Source organism: Falsirhodobacter xinxiangensis (genome assembly GCF_004959935.1).
GTDB classification, from domain to species: Bacteria; Pseudomonadota; Alphaproteobacteria; order Rhodobacterales; family Rhodobacteraceae; genus Falsirhodobacter; species Falsirhodobacter xinxiangensis.
The window spans coordinates 1-20,822 of sequence record NZ_SMYN01000012.1 but is presented as its reverse complement, the minus strand read 5'-3'; the positions used below and the strand labels follow the sequence as shown (position 1 = coordinate 20,822).

The window sequence follows — 20,822 nt, the reverse complement described above, 5'->3', positions numbered from 1 at the left end:
TTCCGAGATACCGGCGCTGAAAGCATTCCGGCATTGATCGAGCAAATGTCTTGCTCCGATGTCTCCTTCGAAACCATGGACTCGTTAACAAATTACATCCGCGAAGTTTATCTGATCGCAGGCGATTCCCAAGCGGATTTTTAGCGCGAGGGGGCATCCCTCCCAATTTGCAAAACCCCCGCCGTGACTGTCGAAACATGTGCGAAGGTGACGTGGCGCGTAAATCCTTTTGCGTGCAACGACATGGTTCGGCCTTTGTCGCCATGGCCCGGCATATTCCGCCGGGCGACGCCAATCTTTGGCAGGCGGTATTGCGCCTGTTTGATCGGCAGATGCCAAATGCCCGTGCAATTCCGGTGGCTGTTTCGTGCCGCGTCGTCAGGTCAGCGCGACGGGGCCGCGCTCGGGGTAAATATCCCCCGGCCCCGGATTGCCCGGCGCGCTTTGCCCACCAAGATGGGTCATCACGCCCCATACCGCGTTCAGCGCCGTCTGCACGGCGCCCTCGACCCATGCGGGGGTCCAGCTGATCCCGTCGCCCGCAAGGAAGATGCCGCGCTGCTCGGGCGGCATGTTGCCTTGCATGAAATGCCCATACATGCGGTGATTGTAACGGTAATGGCCCGGCAAAGCGCCCTTGAAGGCGCCAAGGAAGTTCTCGTCCGCCTCCCAGCTTATGCAGATCGGCTCGCCCTTTATGTGGCTGGCGATGTCCACGCCGGGATAGATCGCGCCCAGCGCCTGGAGCGCCAGATCCACCCGCTTTTCCGCCGAATGCGGCAGCACTTTCAGCGCATCCGTCATCCATGCATAGGACAGGCAGATGACCGAAGGCCGGTCCGGCCCGTTGTCGAACAGATATGTGCCGCGCGTCAGCCGGTCGGTCAGGGTCATCGACATCAGCGGGCGGCCCGTGACGGGGTCGGGGTCCTTCCAGAACGGGCGATCCACCATCACGAAGGTCTTGGCGGCCTGCATGTATCGGGTGCGGTCCAGCGCCATCCACAGCTTTTGGTCGAACAGCCGTTCCTCGGTGCGGATGGATGTGGTCAGCAGGTGGCTCTGGCAGGTTACCACCACCGCGTCGTAACGGTCGCGGCGGCCCCAGCGGTCGGTGACGCGGATCTGCCCTTCCGGCTCGCGGTCCAGCGCGGCAACACGGCCCCGCGTCGCGCCGCCGTTCAGCGCGGCCAGCGTGGTGCCCTCGGGCCAATGGGCGCAGGCGGGCGCGTCATGCCACAGTCCTTTGGGCATCTGCTGGACGCCGCCGATCACCAGCCGCTGGTCGTCGTCCAGCCCCAGAAGGTTCACGCGCAGGATTTCCAGCATCGAATTGGGGAAATCGCTGTCCCAGCCGCCGGTGCCGAAGCCGACCTGCCCGAACACCTCGCGGTGGCGGAACCCAAGGCCGCGGAACGAGGCGGAGGCGGTGACGAAATCATAGAAGGTCCGCTCGTCCCACATCCGCACCAGCGGGTCCCAGATGTCCTTGATCCGGGCGGGGTCGCGGTCGATGACGGCGCGGCGCAGGGCGGCGAAATCCGCGCCCTCCTCCAGCGCGGCGGCATAGGCGTCGGCGACCTCGCGATACAGTGGCGGCAGATCGTCTGCGGTGCGGGCGAAATGAGTCTCGCCCTCCAGATCGATCACGGTGCTTCCGGCGGCTTCGGTCAGGGGGTTGGGGAAGGGCACGGTCTCCAGCCCGAGGCGGTCCAGATAGTGGAAGAACGCGGCAGAGGAGGCGGGAAACCGCATCCCGCCCAGCTCTGCGATCACGTCGGTCGTGCCCTCGAACACCTCGGACCGGAGGCGACCGCCGAAGCGCCCGGCCTCATACAGGATGGGGCGCAGGCCAAGGCGCATCAGCTCGTATGCCGCGACGATCCCGGCCGCGCCCGCGCCGATGATGGCGATGGAACTGCCGTGGCGTTCGGGCGGCAGGCTGCCGAGGCCCGCCGGATGGCGCAGCCAATCGTCATAGGCGAAGGGGAAATCGGGGCCGAAGGCTGTCAGTGTCATGCCGGACCTTGGATCGTTGCACGCGGCAAGGTTAGGCTGGGGCGGCAAGGAAGGGAATGGCATGAAGCTGGCACTGTATCAGGGACCGTCGCCGGCAGGTGACGTCGAGGCGGCGTTCGCGCGGATGGAGGCGCTGATTTCGGCGGCCTCTGCTGCGGGGGCGCGGATGCTGCTGTTGCCCGAGCTGTTCCTGCCGGGCTATGGCCAATCGCCATTTGCGCAGGCGCAGCCGCTGGACGGGCCGTGGATGGCGCGGATCGCCGGGATGGCGCGGGCGGCGGGTTGCGGCGTGACCTTGGGCTGGGCCGAGGCGGCAGAGGGTGCGGTCTTCAACGCCGCCAGCGCCATCGGCCCGGATGGGGCGCTTCTGGCGCATTACCGCAAGATACAGCTTTATGGCGATATGGAGCGCGGCTGTTTCCGACCCGGCAACGCGCCGCCGCCGATCTTCGATCTGGACGGGGTACGGGCGGGGCTTCTGATCTGTTACGACATCGAATTTCCGCAGCATGCAGCCGACCTTGCGCGGCGGGGCGCATCGCTGCTTCTGGTGCCGACCGCCAATCCTGCGGGCTTCGATCACGTGCCGCGCATGCTGGTTCCCGCCCGCGCGCATGAAAACCGCCTGATCGTCGCCTATGCCAATCTGTGCGGGTCCGAGGGCGGTCTGGATTACGGCGGCGGCTCGGTCGTGGTGGGGCCGGATGCGGTGCCTCTGGCGACGGCGGGGCGGGCGGAGGCGCTTTTGATCTGCGATCTGCCGCAGGATTGGCCGGGCGCGGTGCTGTCGACGCAGGACCGCGATCTGCGCCGGATCTGACGCGCCTCGATCATCGGCAGCGCGGCACCGATCAGCAGCAGCGCAAGCGCCGGAAGGAAGGTCGCCGCCAGCCTCGATCCGAAGATCAGCATGTCGGCCAGAACCACCCAGAGGAGTGAGACATAGTCCAGCGGGGCAAGCCGCGACGCCTCGGCATGGCGGAATGCCAGCGTCATCGCGATATGGGCAAGCCCGCCGAACAGTCCGCTTCCGACCAGCAGCGCCATCTCGCGCCCGTCCGGCACGGTCCAGCCCGAGGGCAGCGTCGCCAGCCCGCCGACCATGCTGGCGACGGCGAAATAGAAGGCGATGGCCCCTGCCGATTCCGACAGCGCGAGGTTGCGCACCATCACCAGCGCGGACGCCACCAGCGACGCCGTCAGCACCCCGAGCGCATACCCCGTCACGCGCGTGCCGTCCCATGTGGCCCCGGCAAGATCCGGCGCGACAAGCACCGCGACGCCCGCCAGCCCAAGGACCAGCGCCGCGATCCGCATCGGGGTCAGCACCTCGCGCAGGAAGATCGCGGCCAACACGGCGGTGAAGGGCGGCGAGAGATAGCTGATCAGCGTCGCCTCGGCCACCGGAAGCCGCGCGATGGTGGCGAAGGAGGCGAACATACCCGCAGCGCCCAGCGCGGAACGGAACAGATGGCCGAAGGGCCGCCGCGTGCGCAGCCCGCCCGGAAACTCGTTCCGCAGCCATAGAAAGACGGTCAGCGGGATCAGGGCGAACAGCGAGCGGAAGAAGACGATCTCGCCCAATGGCACGGCGGGCAGCGATTTCACGCAGATCGCCATGCCGGTGGCGAAGACCCCCGACAGCAGCCGAAGCTGTATTCCCAAATTGGTTCGATCCATCCCGGCCCCGCTTCCCGTCCGAGGTGGAACAGGCATCGGACCAAGCGTCAAGGCCGGGATCTGCGCGAAACGGGAGGAAGGTGCGCGGCGATCCCCAGGGAGGAGGAGGGGGATCGCCGCTGATCTCCGATGCCCAAGGGAGGAGGAGGGCGTCGGGAACTTTCGGGCGGGCGTTTCAGCCTGCCGTTGGGCGCTTTATGCCGCTGGTTGCGGAAACTTACCAATGCCCTTTCGCGATGGCCGCCTTGCGTCTGGGGAATGGGTCAGCCGCCGACCTTGAGGCCGGAGGCAAGGTGCGTGAACACCTCGATCGCCTTGGGAAGTGCGTCCTGCGGATCGGGGTTCGCTGCCACCCAGAGTGCTGCGTTCAGGGCGGCCCCGCTCAGCAGCCGGGCGGCGGCGTCGATGTCCACGGGCCGCATCACCCCGGCTGCGACCAGTTCCGCAATCTTGTGGCGCGTTGCGTCCAGGCAGGCGTTCTGGCTTGGCCATTGAGACGGATCGCCCAGAAAGGCGGGGCCGTCCAGAAGCACGATACGCTGCACTTCGGGGGTCAGGGCCATCCGGATATAGGCGGCGCCTTCAACCAGCATCCCCTGCCATGGGTCGGGATGCGCCTCGCCCGCGGCATGGGCATGGGCGGCGATCTCGCCGTCGATCTGGGCGACGACGGCGGCAAGCAGGCCCTTCTTGTCGCCGAAATTGTGATACAGCGCGCCGCGCGTCAGCCCCGCCGCCGCCGTCAGATCATCCATCGAAGCGGCGGCGAATCCGTCGCGCGCAAACGCCACCCGCGCCGCGGCGATCAGCTTGGCGCGGTTTTCCAGCATCGTTTCGGATCTGCGGCCCATGAGCGATCTCCATGTTGACATACGAAGCGTATGTCATATCTGATATACGTGACGTATACGAGATATGCGTCCGCAAGTGAAGCACGGAAGACGGAGACAACTCATGGCACGCGACGCAATCTTTCCCGCCGGGCGGCACGCCCTTTATGAAAAGCACGGCTATTCCGCCGCCGTCCGGTCGGGCGATCTTCTGTTCGTCTCGGGGCAGGTGGGAAGCCGCGAGGACGGCTCGCCCGTGCCGGACTTCAAGGGACAGGTCGAACAGGCGTTCGAGAACCTTCGCGCGGTGCTGGCAGCGGCGGGCGGCACCCTGGACGATATCGTGGACGTGACGACCTTTCACACCGACCCAGAGCGGCAGTTCGACGCCGTGCTGGAGGTCAAGAACCGCGTCTTCCCTGACAAGCCCTATCCCGCGTGGACGGCGATCGGGGTGAACTGGCTGGCCGGCTTCGATTTCGAGATCAAGGTCGTTGCGCGGATCGCCTGACGCTCAGCGGTCGTGACTGTAACGATGCTCGACCGGAAACGGCGGCAACCAGGATTCGCGCCGCACCGTCCAAAGCTCGTAGGTGGGGGTCAGCACGTTGGGCGTGTCGAGCGATCCGAGCATGACCTCCACCTCGTCATTGCTGCGGGCGAAGACAGACGAGCCGCAGGTGGGGCAGAAGGCGCGCCCGCGAAAGGCGTGGAAGGCACCCTCGATCGTGACCGCGGTCGCAGGAAAGACGGCGGAGGCGTAGAACAGCGCGCCGTGATGCTTGCGGCAGTCGAGGCAGTGGCAGATCCCGACCCGGTTGGGCTGCCCCACCGCGACGACGCGCAACGATCCGCAAAGACATCCGCCGGTAAAGCGATCCATGCCACATCCTTCCCCGACGAGCGGGGGGGCGTCAAGGGATCAGGCATGAATGGATCGCGTCCTGCCGGGGCGTCGGGCGCAGCCTCTCGCCCCTTGCAGGCAGAGCGTCCCGGGTCCGCGCGCAGGGGGTCGCTCCTCACCCGGTGTCTCATCTCGGCCTTGCGCCTGCCACTGCCCGCCTTGAACGACGAAGTCCGCCGTTCAGGGCGGGCTTGCAACGGCGTCAATCAGTCCGCCAGCGTCAGGATCATCGGGCCGCGCCGGGTTGCGACGACCGTGTGTTCGTATTGCACCGCCGGCGCGGGCGGATGGCTGTAGAGCGTCCAGCCGTCCTTCCCCTGAGTCGCCATGATCCCGCCGATGGACAGGAAAGGCTCCACCGTCACGACCATCCCATCCGCCAGCCGCCGCTTGTCGCCGCGCGTGGGCCATGTGGCGATTTCCTGCGGGTATTCGTGCAGCGACCGCCCGACGCCATGGCTGGCAAGGTTGCGGATCAGGGTATAGCCGCGCTTCGACGCGAAATCTCCGATGGCGCGGCCGATGCCCGCGACGGGCTTGCCCGCGCCGACCTCTGCTATGCCGATCTGCATGGCACGCCTGCCGTCGCGGCAAAGCCGATCAAGCGCAGGTGCGACAGGGCCGACCCGGAACGTCGCGCCGGTGTCGGCGAAAAACCCGTTCTTCGACGCGGAGACGTCGATGTTCACCAGATCGCCCTGCGCGATCTTGCGGTCGCCGGGGATGCCGTGGGCGATCTCCTCGCTGACGCTGATGCAGGTCGCACCGGGAAAGTCATAGGTCGATTGCGGGGCCGAGATCGCGCCCTCCCGCTCCAGAAACGCGCGGCCGATCTCGTCCAGTTCGCGCGTGGTCATGCCGGGCTCCAACGCGCGGCCCATGGTCTGCAAGGTTTGGGCGACGATGCGGCCGATGACCTTCATGCCGTCGAGTTCGTCTTCGCGGGTGATGGTCATGACAGGTTCCTTTTGCGGCGGGTCATATCAGATCCGGCCGTTTGCAATTCCGCGGGCGTCAGCGGCGGCGCCCTGTGGGCAGCGTCGTGCGGTTGCCGCGGGGGCCGGTCTGCACCGGAGTGTTCGCGCGGTTCTCGTCGGCCAGCTTGCGCCAGCGGTCCACGCGGCTTGCGTCAATCTCTCCTCGGGCGAGCGCGGCCTGCACGGCGCATCCCGGCTCGTGCGTGTGGGTGCAGTCCCGGAAACGGCAATGGGGCGCGAGTTCGGTGATCTCGGTGAACAACTGCTCCAGCCCGGCGGCGGCGTCGCTGATATTGAGGCTGCGCATCCCCGGCGTGTCGATGACCTGCGCACCGCTGGCGATTGCATGCAGCGAACGGGAGGTGGTGGTATGCCGCCCCTTGGCGTCACTGTCGCGGACGCTTCCGGTCAGCTGCGCATCATCCTCGCCCTTGTCTGCAAGCACGTTCAGCAACGAGGATTTTCCGACACCGGACGAGCCGACGAGCGCCACCGTCTGGCCCAGCCCGCACCATGGCGCCAGAACCTGCGCCGCCTGTGCCGAGGTGGCGTCCAGTGCGACCACGTCCACCCCCCGCTGCAGGCCCGCGACCTGATCGCGATAGGGGGCGACGTCGGGGACGCGGTCGGCCTTGGTCAGCACGATGACCGGGTTCATCCCGGCTTCGTTCGCAAGCGTCAGATAGCGTTCGATGCGGGCGGGGTTCAGATCCTCGTTGCAGGAGGTGACGATGAACAGCGTGTCCACATTCGCCGCGATCAACTGCGGCACGCGCCCGCCTTCGGTGCGCCGTTTCAGCAGCGTCTTGCGGTCGAGCCGGCGGATCAGAAGGCCGCTGCCAGCTTCGGCCAGAACCCAGTCGCCCACGGCATATTCAGAGGTGTTCGTTCCCGGTGCCAGCATCAACCGGACCGGCCCTGTCGGCGAAACAGCCGTCATCCGTGCGCGATGCACGGTCGCGATGCGCAGCGGAACCAGTGCGGCATCCGCCGCGTCCAACTGGTCCGCGAAGAAGTCCTGCCATCCGAGCGATGCAAGCGAGACGTGATGAGATGCGGTTGTCACGATCCCTGCATGCGTCCGATCGCGCGCCTTTGCAAGTCCGAAGCGCCGACGCTGGCATCACCTGTGGTTAGATCGATCTGACATGTTCTGGTGGGATGCTGGTGCGACAGGTAAACTTGGTCGTGATGCTGCGATCCACTCCTGCCTGACGATGAAGGTGCTGTTCGGCATGGCGCTCAGACCGACGACAGGGTTCGTCGAGAGCATGTTGCGGCTGATTGGTCTGAACTGGCAGGCGCCCTTTATCGGGCGATCCTCAGTTCAGCACGCTGTCACGACGGCAGAATACCCTGCAGGTGAACATTCCTTATCGTGGTTCGAACGCCCCCCCTGCACCTGCTGGTCGACAGCACCGGGATCAAGGTTGAAGGTGAAGGCCCGCAAGCATGGCAGTTTGAAACGACGCGCTCGCCATTGTCCTCGGACCATTGGCGGACATGGCTCGCGGCGCAAGCTCCACATCGGTATCGACGCGAAACCGCTGGAAATCCGCGCGGCCGAGTGCACCACCAGCAACGTGGGTGATGCGCCCATGCTACCCGACTTGCTCAACCAGATCCCGCCTGAACAGGAGATCGCTACCGTCACCTCCCATGGCGCTTTCGCCGCCCGAGGCGCCGCCGCGATCATCCCGCCCCGCAAGAACGCCAAGCCGTGGAAGGCCGACACCGCCGGGCCATCGCCCGCAACGAGATCCTGCGCACCTCGAAGCGGGTTGGCCGCCCCATCGGGCGACGATCGAGCGGCTATCACCGCCGAAGCCGGGCCGAAACCAAAATGCATTGCGTCAAGCTGCTGGGCCAGCGCCTGTCCGCCCGGGACTTCGGCCGTCAGGTCCCAGAGTTCCAGATCCGCGTTGCAGTCCTGAACGGCTTCACCGCGCTCGGCATCCCCGTCACGCAAGCCATGCGATAAGTTTAGCCGGGGAAAGGACAGCCCCGGCCTTCAGCTGATTTTTGGGCGACAGAGCCGATGTGACACGACATATGCGCGCCCTGCACAATCCGTGCGATGCGAAGCGCGACGTGGCTACGGCCAGCCTTCTTGAATTTTGGATCGACCAGGCCGGGGAAAGCCGCTGGTTCCTGCGCGAGATATCCCGCTGATTATTCCGATAATCGTAATTCAAAGCTAAAAACTATTGCGATTATCAACCCGATTTTTCTGGGGCACCTTCTCCTCACAAGCACTTCAACCCTCCAACAAGGACCACCGACATGACCGGCAAACTTGAACTCCTGACCCCGACGAACAGCCAGATCATCTTCATCGATCACCAGCCGCAGATGGCCTTCGGTGTCCAGTCGATCGACCGTCAGGTGCTGAAGAACAACACCGTGGCGCTGGCCAAGGCGGCGCAGATTTTCGGCATCCCGACCACGATCACGACGGTGGAAACCGACAGCTTCTCGGGCAAGACCTATCCCGAACTGCTGGACGTGGTGCCGGATGCGCCGCTGCTGGAGCGGACCTCGATGAATTCGTGGGACGATCAGAAAGTGCGCGACACGCTGGCCGCGAACGGTCGGAAAAAGATCGTCGTATCTGGCCTGTGGACCGAGGTCTGCAACAACTCCTTCGCGCTATCGTGCTTGGCCGACACGGATTACGAGATCTACATGGTCTCCGATGCGTCGGGCGGCACCAGCAAGGAAGCGCACGACATGGCGATGCTGCGCATGATCCAGGTTGGCGTCATTCCGGTGACGTGGCAGCAGGTGATGCTGGAATGGCAGCGCGATTGGGCGAAGCGCGGCACCTATGACGCGGTGATGAACGTGGTGCGCGAACATTCCGGTGCCTATGGCATGGGCGTGGACTATGCTTATACAATGGTTCACGGCGCCCCCGCCCGCGGCAACCACACGGGTGAAACGCTCGCCCCCGTTCCGGCGGCATGATCCTGTCGTTGAACCGCCGCGCGCTTCTTCTGGCAGCCGCGGCCACTATCACGCTTCCGCTTCTTCCGGCCCTTGCCGGCAAACCAGAGGATGCCACCATGAACTTCGTTACCACTACCGACGGCACCGAGATCTTCTTCAAGGACTGGGGTCCGAAAGATGCCCAGCCGATCATGTTCCACCACGGCTGGCCCCTGAGCAGCGACGACTGGGACGCGCAGATGCTGTTTTTCGTCGCGCAGGGCTTCCGCGTGATCGCGCATGACCGTCGCGGCCACGGCCGTTCGTCGCAGGTGTCGGGCGGGCATGACATGGACCACTACGCCGCAGACGCCTTCGCGGTGGTGGAGGCGCTGGACCTGAAGAACGTTGTCCACATCGGCCATTCCACCGGCGGGGGCGAGGTTGCCCGCTATGTCGCCAAACACGGCCAGCCTGCGGGGCGCGTGGCGAAGGCCGTGCTGGTGTCCGCCGTCACGCCGTTGATGTTGAAAACCGATGCCAACCCCGATGGCACCCCGATGGAGGTGTTCGACAGCTTCCGCGCCGCCCTTGCCGCCAACCGCGCGCAGTTCTTCCGCGATGTGCCCGCAGGCCCCTTCTATGGTTTCAACCGCGAGGGTGCTGTGGTGCAGGAAGGCGTGATCCAGAACTGGTGGCGTCAGGGCATGACGGGGTCGGCAAAGGCGCATTACGACGGGATTGCAGCCTTTTCGGAAACCGACCTGACCGAGGACCTGGAGGCAATCACCGTGCCGACATTGGTCCTGCATGGCGAGGATGACCAGATCGTGCCGATCAAGGCTGCCGCCGAACGGGCGATCACCCTGTTGCCGAACGGCACGCTCAAGACCTATCCGAGCTATTCGCACGGGATGTTGACAGTGAACGCCGATGTGCTGAACGCCGACTTGCTGGCCTTCATCAAGGGCTGACCAGCCCTCGGATGCCGCCGTGGCGGCATCCATTTCCTTTCAGGATCACATGACATGTCCCCGACCCCTGCATCTGCGGGCAGCTCTCCGCTGCCGAGCCTTCTGCTGCTGTTCTCCGTCTCTACCGTCATCATCTAGGGCTGAGCACGTCCGGGCGCATGCAGGTTCCGGCGTAAGGGCAGGTCTGATGCGTCCAAATGGCCGCACCGGATTGAACGAATGCGGCACGATCATTCAAGATTTCCGGCGCCTTGCCGTGGGATAGGTGAAAACCGCATGGTCCCCAAGGTCATTGCTACGCCCAATACCGACGTCTCGCCATCAACTGGAGAATGACATGAAAATATATCTCGTTTCCTTGGCGTGCGGGCTGCTCGTCGGCATCATCTACAGCCTTTTGCATGTCCGCTCGCCCGCGCCGCCGGTTGTGGCGCTTATCGGGTTGCTTGGCATCCTGCTGGGTGAACAGGCGGTGCCTGTCTATCGCTGGTTGACGGCCGAAGCCTCGCCCAAACACAGTCTGAACCACGTCTTCGGCGAACTGCCGAGCGCGCACGACAAGAGGACATCCTGATGCATCCCGACCTGATCCTTCACAACGCCCGCATCACCACGTTGGACCGTGCCGCGCCCACCGCGACGGCCGTGGCGATTTCGGACGGGGCATTTACCGCCACGGGCGGTGATGCCGAAATCCTGAAGCTGGCGGGGCCGCAGACCCGCCAGATCGACATGGGTGGGCGGTCCGTCCTGCCCGGTCTGATCGACAACCACACCCATGTCGTGCGCGGCGGCCTCAACTACAATATGGAGCTGCGGTGGGACGGGGTGCGGTCGCTTGCCGACGCAATGGCGATGCTGAAGCGGCAGGTGGACATCACGCCCGCGCCGCAATGGGTCCGCATCGTCGGCGGCTTCACCGAACACCAGTTCACCGAAAAGCGCCTGCCGACGTTGGAGGAGATCAACGCCGTCGCCCCAGACACGCCGGTGTTCATCCTGCACCTTTATGACCGCGCCCTGCTGAACGCAGCCGCGCTGCGGGCCGTGGGCTACACCAAGGACACGCCCAACCCGCAGGGCGGGGAGATTCAGCGCGATGCACGCGGCAACCCGACGGGGTTGCTGCTGGCCAAGCCCAACGCGGGCATCCTTTATGCCACGCTGGCGCGGGGGCCGAAGCTGCCCTTCGATTACCAACTGAACTCCACCCGCCATTTCATGCGAGAATTGAACCGGCTGGGCGTAACGGGCGTGATCGATGCGGGCGGCGGGATGCAGAACTATCCCGAGGATTACGAGATCATCCAGAAGCTGCACGACGACGACCAGCTGACGGTGCGCCTTGCCTACAACCTGTTCACCCAAAAGCCGAAGGAGGAGAAGGAGGATTTTCTGGCGTGGACCAAGTCGGTCAAATACCGGCAGGGCAGCGACTATTTCCGCCACAACGGCGCGGGCGAGATGCTGGTCTTTTCCGCCGCCGACTTTGAGGACTTCCGCGAACCCCGCCCCGATCTGGTCCCCGAGATGGAGGGCGAGCTGGAGGATGTGGTCCGCATTCTGGCCGAGAACCGCTGGCCGTGGCGGATGCACGCCACCTATGACGAAACGATCAGCCGATCGCTGGATGTGTTCGAAAAGGTGAACCACGACATCCCGCTAGAGGGGCTGAACTGGTTCTTCGACCATGCCGAGACGATCTCCGACCGCTCCATCGACCGGATCGCGGCGCTTGGCGGCGGGGTCGCGGTGCAGCACCGCATGGCCTATCAGGGCGAATATTTCGTCGATCGCTATGGCGCGCGGGCGGCCGAGGCGACGCCCCCCGTGGCGCGGATGCTGGACAAGGGGGTGAATGTCTCGGCCGGGACGGATGCCACGCGGGTCGCCAGCTACAATCCGTGGGTGGGGCTGTCGTGGCTGATCTCGGGCCGGACGGTTGGGGGACTGCGGATCACGCCGGAACGCAACACGCTGGACCGCGAAACGGCGCTGCGGATGTGGACGGAAAAGGTCGCGTGGTTTTCGAACGACGTGGGGCGAAGGGGTCGGATCGCGTCCGGTTACCTTGCCGATCTGGTGGTGCCGGACCGTGATTTCTTCGCCTGCGCCGAGGCCGATATTCCCGACACCACATCGGATCTGACGATGGTGGGCGGCAGGATCGTCTTCGCCAAGGGCGATTTCGCCGATCACGACGCCCCGATCCCGCCCGCCATGCCCGACTGGTCGCCCGTGCGGCAGTTCGGCGGCTATGCTGCCTGGGCCACGCCGCCGCAGGTCGCTGCAAGCTGCGGTTGCGCATCCTCCTGCGGGGTCCACGGCCATGACCATGCCCGCGCGTGGGGCGGCAAACAGCCTGTGTCGGACCTGAAAAGTTTCTGGGGCGCCCTTGGCTGCGCCTGCTGGGCGGTGTGATCATGCTATCCGATGGGCGCTTCTCGCCCTCTGCGCGGCTTATGTCCAAGGGCCGTCGATGAAGATCGCAGCCTTCGCAGGCGCGCAGGCCGAGATGGCGCTTTTCGGGCTCCACCCGACCGCCCTCATCGCGATCCTTGTGATCGCGTTCGACTCGCGGCCTCGGCGATGGTGGTGTCGGGCTGGGGCGGCGTCCTGCGGCATTGGCGATTTCGGGGTTTACGCTGTTGGCCACGCTGCTGCCCTGCGGTTCCGGGACCTGCTCGCGGGCAGCCCCGAGCGGATGATGGCCATGAACGCCTTTTTCGAGCATGTCGGACTGGCGGGGGGCTTCGTTCTGGTCGCCGTCGCACCCTTGGGTGCCGCGGAGAAACGGTCGACCCTTGAGTGGCCACGGACGAAACTGTCCTGACATCGTCCGCTCTGGCAGGGCCGCTTTCCTCGCCCTGCCGAAGCGGTTACACTGCGGTCCGTTTGCCGACATCGCCATGGATTGCGGTTTCGCGGATCAAAGCCAATTCACGCGCATCTTCTCACAGATGATAGGTATGTTGCCCGGGCGATGGCACCGTGCCTTGTCCTGAATTAGATCTGGCGGTGGCGGCGCCAGTCCGAAGGTGTCTCGCCAAGATGATCTTTGAATATCCGCGTCAGGTGGCTTTGGTCCGCAAACCCGCAAAGATGGGTGCGCATCTCCTCGGAGGTGCTTTCGGAATGGGTCACGCCCTCGCCCGCGATCATCCAGTTCACCTCGCCGGGATAGACCATCTGGTCGGCGCCGGTGCTGTCGCGGTGGTGGAACTCGCCCTTGTAAAGATAGGTGACGGTGGCGAGGCCGATATGCGGATGGGGCCGCACGTCGATCCCGCCGCCGGTCAGGAACTCGGCGGGGCCCATCTGGTCGAAGAAGATGAACGGCCCGACCATCTGGCGTTTGGGCGCGGGCAGCGCACGCCGCACCTCGAACCCGCCCAGATCGCGGGCGCGGGGGATGATCAGCGTCTCGATGCTGTCGAGGCTTTCGGGGCAGTCAGGGGTCTGGGTGGGATTCCAGCTCATGGCTTGATCCTTCCGGTGGTGTGATGGATGTCGGGCGGGGTGGTCAGCAGGGCGCGGATCTCGTCCTGCAGCGCCTTTTCGGTGATGGACACACGGTCATGGTGGCGAAGATGCGACAGCCATGACGCTTCGTGCCAGCTTTCATAGACGCGCGTGGGCACCTTGGTGTCATGGCGCAGCACCCAACCGAACGCCCCATGAGCGCGGCGGCTGGCCTTCTGGCGCTGCATCAGCAGGACGAAGCGGTCGTGGTGTTCCTCGGCCACGTCATAGGCGATCCAGATCGTGGTGGGCGCGTCGTCCTGCGCAGTGTCGGGGGTGGGCCAGTGATGGGCGGGGGCGTGATCCTCGGCCAGACCGGACAGACGCGCCCACAGGGTCAGCGGGATCGCGACCAGCACGCCTGCCGCTGCAACCAGCAGCGCCGTGGTGATCGAGGCATGTGTCGCCACGGCCCCCCAGCCAAGGCTGCCGACCGACATCGCCCCCGAGAATACGGTCAGGTAGATCGCCAGCCCCCGTGCCCGCACCCAATCGGGCAGCGCGGATTGCGCCGCGACGTTCAGGCTGGACAGCACGGCGATCCACGACGCCCCCGCGATCAGCCCCGCCAGCAGCGCCGGAACCACACCCGGCACCAGCGCCAGCGTCACCAGAACCAGCGCGGTGCCGACCGTTCCCAGCACCACCGTGCGGTCCGGCCCCAGCTTGGCGCGCAGGCGTGGCAACAGCAGCGCACCTGCCACAGCCCCCACACCTACGGCGGCCAGCAGCCCGCCGTAAAGCCCCGCTCCGCCCTCCAGCACGACCCGCGCCACTAGCGGCAGCATGGCCCAAAACGCGCTGGCGAACAAAAAGAACGCAGCCGCCCGCACAAGCACCAGCCGCAGCGCGCGGGTATGCGCGGCATAGCGTAGCCCCGCCACCATTGCGCCGATGACATGTTCGGGGGGCAGCTTGCTTTCGGCCTCGGGCGCGGGTTTCCACCAGATCAGCGCCGCGATCACCACCAGCGTGGAGATGGCGTTCAGCGCAAACGGCCAGACCAGCCCGAACGCCGCGATCAGCACCCCCGCCACCGCAGGCCCGATGGCGCGGCTGATGTTGATGCCCATCGAGTTCAGCGCCACCGCCGCCGTCAGATCGCCACGCGGCACCAGCTTCGGCACGATGGCCTGCCATGCGGGCGCGATGAAGGCCGCGCCGCTGCCCAGAAGGAAGGTGAAGACCAGCAGCAGCACCGGCGTCATCGCATCGGCCTGCACCACGGCGGCAACGGCGAAGGCCACCACCGACAGGCCGATGTTCACGACCAACAGCAGCTTGCGACGGTCCACGATGTCGGCCACAGCCCCCGCAAGGATCGCGAACAGGAACACCGGAAGCGTCGTGGCCGCCTGCACCATCGCCACGATCTGCGGTGAAGGAGCGAGCGAGGTCATCAGCCACCCCGCCCCCACGTCGTTCATCCATGTGCCGATGTTCGACACGACGGTGGCCACCCAGAGAACGGTGAACGCCCTCTGGCCGAACGGAGCCCAGGCGCCGGTCATGTCCAACGCTCCTGCGGCATGTCGAAGATCAGGATGGCACCGTCGGTCTGCCACGCCAGCGCGGGAGGCGTTTCGGTCAGTTGCAGCCCGTCACCGGCCACAAGACGTTCGCCCTCCATCCGCGCCATACCCTCGACCAGTTGGACGAAGACGGCGCGGTGGGGGCCGACCTCGATCTGCGTCGCCTCGCCGTCCTTGGGGCGCAGCAGGGTGATGCGGGTGTCCGACCCCAAAACCAGCGGCCCCTTGCGCGAGGCCAGAAGCCCCGTCGCCAGCGGCGCCGACTGATAGGACGGCGCACCGCCCGCGACGTCGGGGATCAGCCAGATCTGCAACACATGCGCGGGTTCGATGTCCGAGGCGTTCACCTCGGAATGCGTGACGCCCGATCCGGCGCGCATAAGTTGCATCTCTCCGGGGGCGATCTCGGCCACGTTGCCGAGGCTGTCCTCGTGCCGGATGCGGCCCGACAGAACCAGCGTTAGGATGTCCATGTCGGCGTGATCGTGCGGGGCAAAGCCCGAACCGGGCACGATGGTATCCTCGTTCAGCACGCGCAGGCGAGCAAAGCCCATGCGGGTGGGGTCGAGGAAATCGCCGAACGAAAAGGTGTGGAACGCATCCGCCCAGCCCTTGCGGGTGCGGCCGCGGCTCATGTTTTCATGGATCAGGATCATGGCATCAGTCCTTTCAGGGCGGTGAGTTCGGCGGGCCGGATTTCGTGTCCGCCGTCATGCAGGTGCAGGGTCAGGTCGGCGCCGTGGTCGCGGTAATATTGCGCCAAGCCTTCGGTCAGCGGCAGCGGGCAGATCGGATCATGCCGTCCGCCGGTGATCAGCACGGGCAGGCCCGCGAACGTGGCAGGCGGCGGCGCAAACGGGATCAGCGGGTGCAGCAGCGCGATGCCGTCGAACAGGCCCGGAGCGGCAAAGCTCATGTTTGCAAGGATGTTCGCGCCGTTGGAATAGCCGAAGGCGTAGCGTGGGCCTTTGTGGCTGCGGATGAAGGCGATCATCTCCTCCGTCCGCGCAGCAAGGTCGGCCATGTCGTAGACGCCCTCGGCCGTGCGGCGGAAGAAGCGGCTCGCGCCGTGTTCGCTGACCGCCCCGCGCGGGGCGACCAGACCGGCATCGGGCCACAGGTCGGCCGCCAGCGCCGCGAACTGACGCTCGTCGCCCCCCGTGCCGTGGAACGCAAAGACGGTGGGCCAGCCTTGGGTGATGAGGGCGTGCATGGGGTCAGTCCTTGATGGGGGACAGATGCGCCTCGATGCGGGGGCGCAGGTGTTCGTGCTGGGTCGGAAGCTTCAGCGACTGGCCAAGTTGGGCCAGCGGTTCGTCACGGTCGAAACCGGGCTCGTCGGTGGCAACCTCGAACAGCACACCGCCGGGGGTGCGGAAGTAGATCGCCCAGAAGTAGTCGCGGTCTATTGGGGGCGTGACTTGGTATCCGGTGTCGATCAGGGCCTTGCGGACCTCTGCTTGGGCCGCGCGGTCGGGCACGGCAAAGGCGATGTGGTGGACCGATCCCGCGCCTTGCTCGGCATGCTCGGCACCGGGCAGCGTCTCGATATCGACGATGTCGGCACCGTTGCCTTGGATGCCATAGCGCGTCACGCCGTCATCGGTGCCGATGCGGTCATACCCCATGAAGCGCAGCAATTCGCCCGTGGCCCCTTCGTCGCGCAGACGCAGGGTGGCACCACGAAACCCGCGCACGGCTTCGGCCTCGGCAACGCGGCCGGTCCAGCTTTTGCGGAGATCGCCGTCAACTTCGGTCAGGGCCAGCCCGTCGCCGTCGGGGCCAAGGAAGCGCAGGCGTTTTTCGCCAAAGGTTTCGGTTTCGACCAGCCCTTGGACGTTTTGCGCGAGCAGACGGTCTTTCCAGAAGGCGAGCGTGCCCTTGGGAACCGAGAATGCCGTCTCGCCGACTTCGCCTATGCCGGGGCGGCCCTGGCCGATGTTGCGGAAGGGGAAGTAGGTCATCACCGAACCGGGCGTGCCCTGTTCGTCGCCGTAATACAAATGATAGGTGCCGGGGTCATCGAAGTTCACTGTCTTTTTCACGCGGCGCAGGCCAAGCGTGCGGGTGAAGAAATCGCTGTTCGCCTGCGGGCTGGAGGCAATTGCAGTGACGTGATGCAGGCCTTGGATCTGAAGGGTCATCGAAAGCTCCTGTGTTTCGCGTTGACCTGAAGATGGCGCATCGTGATACCTGCGATAACTCTAATAATTTGGCTTTCAAAATTACCGAATGTGCAATAGCCGTCCCAAGTCAAGCGAACGCTGCTTTCGTGTATTGAACGATCGTGACACTGGAAGGGACGACACCATGGGCGAAATCGAGGATCTGCGGTTGTTCTTGGCCGTCGCGCGCGAAGGCAGCTTCGTCGGTGCGGCGCGCGCCCTCGGGATGACGCCGCCTTCGGTCACGCGGGGCATCGCGGCGCTAGAGGACCGGCTGCGCGTGCAACTTTTTGTGCGGACCACGCGGCGGGTATCTCTGACCTCGGCAGGGGCGGCCTATGCCGCGCGGATCGGGCCAGTGGTGCAGGATCTGCAGGCCGCGACCGAGGAGCTGCGCGAACAGCATGGCGAGACCGCCGGCATGATCCGGCTGACCGCGCCGCTGGCCTTTGGTGCGCGGCTGCTGCCCGACCTGATCGCGCAGTTCCGCGTGCTGTATCCTGCGGTCAGCTTTTCGGTCGCGCTGTCTGACCGGTTCGTGGACAGCATCGATGACAGCTTCGATCTGGCGATCCGCATCTCTCGCCCCTCACGAGAGGTGCTGAGCATCTGGCGCAAGATCTGCAGGGTAGAGCGGGCGATGGCCGCATCGCCCGCCTACATCGCCGCCGCTGGATTGCCGAACCACCCGCAGGATCTGGCCACCCATTCCTGCATCGCCCATGACAGCGAAGCCATTGCCGAGACATGGGAGCTGACGGCGGGCGAGAAAACCCACCGCGTCCGCGCCGGGTCGACCATGGCGGGCAACAATGCCGCTTTGCTTGCAGGCTTGGCGCGCAATGGACAAGGGATTGTCCTGCTGCCTCGGTTCATGCTGATGGATGACCTTGCCTCGGGGCGGCTTGTCCAGGTTCTACCCGGGTGGTCGCCGCCCGACCTTTGGCTCACGCTCTATTATCCGCCTTACGACCGCCTGCCAGCAAGGCTTACGCAGTTCTCCGATTTCGTGGCGAGCAATGTGGAACTGATGGGGATGTAGAGTCCTGCGGATGACCACTTTCCCACTCCCGCCGCAGGCGAGATGCCGCAAAGCCACCAGTCGGCTTCCGTCAAGCAGACGTGACCACAGGCTTCCCCCACGTGGAAGCGAATGGCGGGTTTGTCCCATTGGGCAGCCCAAGGCCGCGGCCTCTGATAACCTCGTTAGTGGGTAGGCTGCCTTGCCCTCTTCATAGGTCGATTGCCTTTGAAACGGCAGGGCCATCGTCGATCTCTATCCCAAGGTATGGAACCGTGCCGGCCATCGCAGTGTCGGCAACGTAGCGGTAGATCGGCTCGTGGCAGACGCGATGCGGTTGGCCTTCCTGCTTGAGGCGGCCGGCGATCGGTTCCGGCGACCAGCCACTTCGCAATCGGTCGATCACCGCTGCACACGGGTCGGGTTTGCGGATCAGCTTGCAATGCGGGGGCCTGCAGTATTGGCGCATTTCCACGCCGCGCTCCAAGGGCGCGCATCAGAACGACCCAAAAGTCCCGCCAAGCGCAATGACCACGACTATAGCCACGACAGGAATTGCCACCGCGACCATGGCAATGTCAGGATAGGATTTGCGGTGGTTCAGCCCCGTAATCGCAAGAAGCGTGATGACGGCGCCGTTGTGCGGCATACAGTCAAACCCGCCCGAGGACAGCGCAGCCACGCGGTGCAGCAGCTCGGGGCTGATCCCTGCAGCCTCGCCCAGTCTGGCATAGGTTTCGCCCAACGTCTCCAGCGCGATGGACAGCCCGCCCGAGGCCGACCCCGTGATCCCCGCCAGCGCATTGATCGCGATGGCTTCGGAGATCAGCGGATTGGACGGAAACAGCCCGGTGACCCCAGCCGTGATGATGGCAAACGCCGGAAGGCTTGCAATGACCGAACCGTATCCGACCTCGGACGCGGTGTTGAAGATCGGCAGGAACGAGCCTGCAACCCCGTTCGACAGCGCATCGTTCAACCCGCCGGACAGGCGCTGCCAGTTGATCGCGATGAGCACCAGCACCGCCGCGAACAGCGACGCGATGATCGCCCAAGTGCCCCGCACATCGTTTAGCCCGATGTTTCCGAAGCGATCCTCGGCAAGATAGCTCGTGTCCATGGAGGGAAGGACGAACTGCGTCAGGATCAGGTTCAGACCGATCACGACGACAATGGGTAGGGTGGCAAAAAAGACGCTTGGCAGGTCATCCGCACCTTCCATCGCACCGCCGGACGCGGAATACTGATCCTCCTCACCATAGCCGTGGCCAGCAGCAGTGGCCGCGGAGATACGCCGGTTCAGCCACCAGACGCCGCCCACAAACATTATGACTGCGGCAATCATGCCCAGCCCCGGTGCCGCAAAGGCGTCGGTGCCGAAATAGGGTGCGGGGATCGCGTTCTGGATAGCAGGCGTTCCGGGAACCGCCGTCATGGTGAACGTGAACGAGCCAAGCGCCAGCGCCGCCGGAATGAACCGTTTGGGATGACCCGCGCGCACGAACAATGCCGCCGCGATGGGATAGACGGCAAAGGCCACGACGAACAGCGAGACGCCGCCATAGGTGAGCACACCGCAGGCGATGACCACAGCCAATGCGGTCTGACCGCTTCCCACCCGGTTGGTGATCGCCTCGGCCAAGGCACGCGCGCTGCCGGTCACCTCCATCAACTTGCCGAACACCGCCCCGAGCAGAAAAAGCGGGAAGAACTGGACGATGTATCGTCCAAGTGCGGGCATGAAGACTTGCGTATAGGTCGCAAGCAGTGGCGATCCCGACAGCAATGCGGCCAAAAGCGCCAACAGCGGCGCAAGGATCAGCACGCTTATGCCCCGATAGGCCAGATACATCAGCAGCAACAGCGAAATGACGATCCCGAACATGCCCTTGGCCCTCCAGCGTTTTCCGGCTCGAGCGTATATTCCCAGCCTCACAGGTCAATCGACACTCATGCGCAGTCACGCTTGACGTAGCGGAACCTGCGGCCCACCTCGACGATCGATTGGCTGGCAACGACACGGCCAAGTCCTGAAGTCCGAGGCTTGCTCGTCAGAGATCGTGATCTCCGCAGCCTTGGCGCATGTCATGGATCTTCAGCAAACGCCACCGGAAGTGCCGTGGGCGGGAAACAAGCGACGATCTATCCCGACTGGACGTAGCCCGGAGGATGGATCGACAGGCGCGCCGAGCGACGGGCAGCCGAGGAAACCGCAATACCGCCTGCCGAGTAGAAAAGAGCCCTTGGACGAAGCCGCTCCGCGGCATTGG

Annotated in this window: 19 protein-coding genes and 4 pseudogenes; 10 read left to right on the top strand and 13 right to left on the bottom strand. The window is 65.1% G+C overall.

The features are described from left to right. Positions 1-378: 378 nt before the first annotated feature. On the bottom strand, positions 379-2,019 hold the full coding sequence (locus E2K76_RS14015) for a flavin monoamine oxidase family protein (protein ID WP_136684978.1): 1,641 nt from the start codon (positions 2,017-2,019) through the stop codon (positions 379-381). Positions 2,020-2,080: 61 nt separating this feature from the next. Here E2K76_RS14015 and E2K76_RS14010 point away from each other — a divergent pair, with 61 nt between their 5' ends. Next, positions 2,081-2,839: a carbon-nitrogen hydrolase family protein gene (locus E2K76_RS14010; RefSeq protein ID WP_220432248.1), complete on the top strand. Its 759-nt coding sequence runs from the start codon at positions 2,081-2,083 to the stop codon at positions 2,837-2,839. 458 nt (positions 2,840-3,297) lie between these two features. Here E2K76_RS14010 and E2K76_RS20855 read toward each other — a convergent pair. Together E2K76_RS20855 and E2K76_RS14000 are read right to left on the bottom strand one after the other, a co-directional pair. Continuing rightward, a pseudogene (locus E2K76_RS20855) lies at positions 3,298-3,699 on the bottom strand (DMT family transporter); the annotation flags it as partial. Positions 3,700-3,962: 263 nt separating this feature from the next. After that, positions 3,963-4,550: a TetR/AcrR family transcriptional regulator gene (locus E2K76_RS14000; RefSeq protein ID WP_136684976.1), complete on the bottom strand. Its 588-nt coding sequence runs from the start codon at positions 4,548-4,550 to the stop codon at positions 3,963-3,965. A gap of 103 nt (positions 4,551-4,653) precedes the next feature. Here E2K76_RS14000 and E2K76_RS13995 point away from each other — a divergent pair, with 103 nt between their 5' ends. Then, on the top strand, positions 4,654-5,040 hold the full coding sequence (locus E2K76_RS13995; protein WP_136684975.1) for a RidA family protein: 387 nt from the start codon (positions 4,654-4,656) through the stop codon (positions 5,038-5,040). Positions 5,041-5,043: 3 nt separating this feature from the next. Here E2K76_RS13995 and E2K76_RS13990 read toward each other — a convergent pair whose 3' ends face one another. The 3 genes from E2K76_RS13990 to rsgA all read right to left on the bottom strand — a co-directional run bounded on the left by E2K76_RS13990 (position 5,044) and on the right by rsgA (position 7,476). Beyond that, complete coding sequence (locus E2K76_RS13990; RefSeq protein WP_136684974.1) at positions 5,044-5,412, bottom strand: GFA family protein; 369 nt, start codon at positions 5,410-5,412, stop codon at positions 5,044-5,046. Positions 5,413-5,639: 227 nt separating this feature from the next. Continuing rightward, on the bottom strand, positions 5,640-6,389 hold the full coding sequence (gene map / locus E2K76_RS13985; protein ID WP_136684973.1) for a type I methionyl aminopeptidase: 750 nt from the start codon (positions 6,387-6,389) through the stop codon (positions 5,640-5,642). Between the two features lie 58 nt (positions 6,390-6,447). Beyond that, complete coding sequence (gene rsgA, locus E2K76_RS13980; RefSeq protein ID WP_246032969.1) at positions 6,448-7,476, bottom strand: ribosome small subunit-dependent GTPase A; 1,029 nt, start codon at positions 7,474-7,476, stop codon at positions 6,448-6,450. Between the two features lies 1 nt (position 7,477). Here rsgA and E2K76_RS13975 point away from each other — a divergent pair. The 7 genes and pseudogenes from E2K76_RS13975 (at position 7,478) to E2K76_RS21060 (ending at position 13,317) form a co-directional block, all read left to right on the top strand. Further along, positions 7,478-8,391, top strand: a pseudogene (locus E2K76_RS13975) (IS5 family transposase). Positions 8,392-8,693: 302 nt separating this feature from the next. Next, complete coding sequence (locus E2K76_RS13965) at positions 8,694-9,377, top strand: hydrolase (protein ID WP_136684971.1); 684 nt, start codon at positions 8,694-8,696, stop codon at positions 9,375-9,377. Between the two features lie 98 nt (positions 9,378-9,475). After that, complete coding sequence (locus E2K76_RS13960) at positions 9,476-10,312, top strand: alpha/beta fold hydrolase (RefSeq protein WP_136684970.1); 837 nt, start codon at positions 9,476-9,478, stop codon at positions 10,310-10,312. A gap of 337 nt (positions 10,313-10,649) precedes the next feature. Beyond that, positions 10,650-10,886, top strand: coding sequence for a DUF1427 family protein (locus E2K76_RS13955; RefSeq protein ID WP_136684969.1), 237 nt, complete (start codon positions 10,650-10,652; stop codon positions 10,884-10,886). Next, entirely contained in the window at positions 10,886-12,733 is a 1,848-nt protein-coding gene (locus E2K76_RS13950) for an amidohydrolase (RefSeq protein WP_136684968.1), read from the top strand. The genes E2K76_RS13955 and E2K76_RS13950 overlap by 1 nt, the downstream gene beginning before the upstream one ends. A 58-nt stretch (positions 12,734-12,791) precedes the next feature. Next, on the top strand, positions 12,792-13,145 hold the full coding sequence (locus E2K76_RS13945) for a hypothetical protein (protein ID WP_181952908.1): 354 nt from the start codon (positions 12,792-12,794) through the stop codon (positions 13,143-13,145). Further along, positions 13,045-13,317 (top strand): helix-turn-helix domain-containing protein, encoded by a 273-nt coding sequence (locus tag E2K76_RS21060; RefSeq protein WP_136684967.1) that lies wholly within the window; start codon positions 13,045-13,047, stop codon positions 13,315-13,317. Before E2K76_RS13945 ends, E2K76_RS21060 begins: the two co-directional genes overlap by 101 nt. Before the next feature lie 22 nt (positions 13,318-13,339). On the opposite strand, the pseudogene E2K76_RS13935 reads toward E2K76_RS21060, so the two are convergent. The 5 genes and pseudogenes from E2K76_RS13935 to E2K76_RS13915 all read right to left on the bottom strand — a co-directional run. Beyond that, positions 13,340-13,792 (bottom strand): annotated as a pseudogene (locus tag E2K76_RS13935) (pirin family protein); the annotation flags it as partial. Continuing rightward, entirely contained in the window at positions 13,789-15,345 is a 1,557-nt protein-coding gene (locus E2K76_RS13930) for an MFS transporter (protein ID WP_136684966.1), read from the bottom strand. The gene E2K76_RS13930 and the pseudogene E2K76_RS13935, both read right to left, overlap by 4 nt. Beyond that, complete coding sequence (locus tag E2K76_RS13925; RefSeq protein WP_136684965.1) at positions 15,342-16,022, bottom strand: pirin family protein; 681 nt, start codon at positions 16,020-16,022, stop codon at positions 15,342-15,344. Before E2K76_RS13925 ends, E2K76_RS13930 begins: the two co-directional genes overlap by 4 nt. Further along, on the bottom strand, positions 16,019-16,579 hold the full coding sequence (locus E2K76_RS13920) for an alpha/beta hydrolase (RefSeq protein ID WP_136684964.1): 561 nt from the start codon (positions 16,577-16,579) through the stop codon (positions 16,019-16,021). Before E2K76_RS13920 ends, E2K76_RS13925 begins: the two co-directional genes overlap by 4 nt. Before the next feature lie 4 nt (positions 16,580-16,583). Next, complete coding sequence (locus E2K76_RS13915) at positions 16,584-17,510, bottom strand: VOC family protein (RefSeq protein WP_136684963.1); 927 nt, start codon at positions 17,508-17,510, stop codon at positions 16,584-16,586. Positions 17,511-17,676: 166 nt separating this feature from the next. Here E2K76_RS13915 and E2K76_RS13910 point away from each other — a divergent pair, with 166 nt between their 5' ends. Then, the gene (locus E2K76_RS13910) at positions 17,677-18,573 is read left to right on the top strand and encodes a LysR family transcriptional regulator (protein WP_136684962.1); all 897 of its coding nucleotides are present in this window, start codon (positions 17,677-17,679) and stop codon (positions 18,571-18,573) included. Positions 18,574-18,850: 277 nt separating this feature from the next. Here E2K76_RS13910 and E2K76_RS21205 read toward each other — a convergent pair. Together E2K76_RS21205 and E2K76_RS13900 are read right to left on the bottom strand one after the other, a co-directional pair. Further along, a pseudogene (locus tag E2K76_RS21205) lies at positions 18,851-18,991 on the bottom strand (IS30 family transposase); the annotation flags it as partial. 57 nt (positions 18,992-19,048) lie between these two features. Next, positions 19,049-20,437, bottom strand: coding sequence for a GntP family permease (locus tag E2K76_RS13900; RefSeq protein ID WP_136684960.1), 1,389 nt, complete (start codon positions 20,435-20,437; stop codon positions 19,049-19,051). Between the last annotated feature and the right edge of the window lie 385 nt (positions 20,438-20,822).

What these genes read in the sequence shown, in the direction of transcription:
- E2K76_RS14015 (WP_136684978.1), bottom strand. Translation starts at nt 2,019, where the DNA reads ATGACACTGACAGCCTTCGGCCCCGATTTCCCCTTCGCCTATGACGAT.
- E2K76_RS14010 (WP_220432248.1), top strand. Translation starts at nt 2,081, where the DNA reads ATGAAGCTGGCACTGTATCAGGGACCGTCGCCGGCAGGTGACGTCGAG.
- E2K76_RS14000 (WP_136684976.1), bottom strand. Translation starts at nt 4,550, where the DNA reads ATGGGCCGCAGATCCGAAACGATGCTGGAAAACCGCGCCAAGCTGATC.
- E2K76_RS13995 (WP_136684975.1), top strand. Translation starts at nt 4,654, where the DNA reads ATGGCACGCGACGCAATCTTTCCCGCCGGGCGGCACGCCCTTTATGAA.
- E2K76_RS13990 (WP_136684974.1), bottom strand. Translation starts at nt 5,412, where the DNA reads ATGGATCGCTTTACCGGCGGATGTCTTTGCGGATCGTTGCGCGTCGTC.
- map (WP_136684973.1), bottom strand. Translation starts at nt 6,389, where the DNA reads ATGACCATCACCCGCGAAGACGAACTCGACGGCATGAAGGTCATCGGC.
- E2K76_RS13965 (WP_136684971.1), top strand. Translation starts at nt 8,694, where the DNA reads ATGACCGGCAAACTTGAACTCCTGACCCCGACGAACAGCCAGATCATC.
- E2K76_RS13960 (WP_136684970.1), top strand. Translation starts at nt 9,476, where the DNA reads ATGAACTTCGTTACCACTACCGACGGCACCGAGATCTTCTTCAAGGAC.
- E2K76_RS13955 (WP_136684969.1), top strand. Translation starts at nt 10,650, where the DNA reads ATGAAAATATATCTCGTTTCCTTGGCGTGCGGGCTGCTCGTCGGCATC.
- E2K76_RS13950 (WP_136684968.1), top strand. Translation starts at nt 10,886, where the DNA reads ATGCATCCCGACCTGATCCTTCACAACGCCCGCATCACCACGTTGGAC.
- E2K76_RS13945 (WP_181952908.1), top strand. Translation starts at nt 12,792, where the DNA reads ATGAAGATCGCAGCCTTCGCAGGCGCGCAGGCCGAGATGGCGCTTTTC.
- E2K76_RS21060 (WP_136684967.1), top strand. Translation starts at nt 13,045, where the DNA reads ATGTCGGACTGGCGGGGGGCTTCGTTCTGGTCGCCGTCGCACCCTTGG.
- E2K76_RS13930 (WP_136684966.1), bottom strand. Translation starts at nt 15,345, where the DNA reads ATGACCGGCGCCTGGGCTCCGTTCGGCCAGAGGGCGTTCACCGTTCTC.
- E2K76_RS13925 (WP_136684965.1), bottom strand. Translation starts at nt 16,022, where the DNA reads ATGATCCTGATCCATGAAAACATGAGCCGCGGCCGCACCCGCAAGGGC.
- E2K76_RS13920 (WP_136684964.1), bottom strand. Translation starts at nt 16,579, where the DNA reads ATGCACGCCCTCATCACCCAAGGCTGGCCCACCGTCTTTGCGTTCCAC.
- E2K76_RS13915 (WP_136684963.1), bottom strand. Translation starts at nt 17,510, where the DNA reads ATGACCCTTCAGATCCAAGGCCTGCATCACGTCACTGCAATTGCCTCC.
- E2K76_RS13910 (WP_136684962.1), top strand. Translation starts at nt 17,677, where the DNA reads ATGGGCGAAATCGAGGATCTGCGGTTGTTCTTGGCCGTCGCGCGCGAA.
- E2K76_RS13900 (WP_136684960.1), bottom strand. Translation starts at nt 20,437, where the DNA reads ATGTTCGGGATCGTCATTTCGCTGTTGCTGCTGATGTATCTGGCCTAT.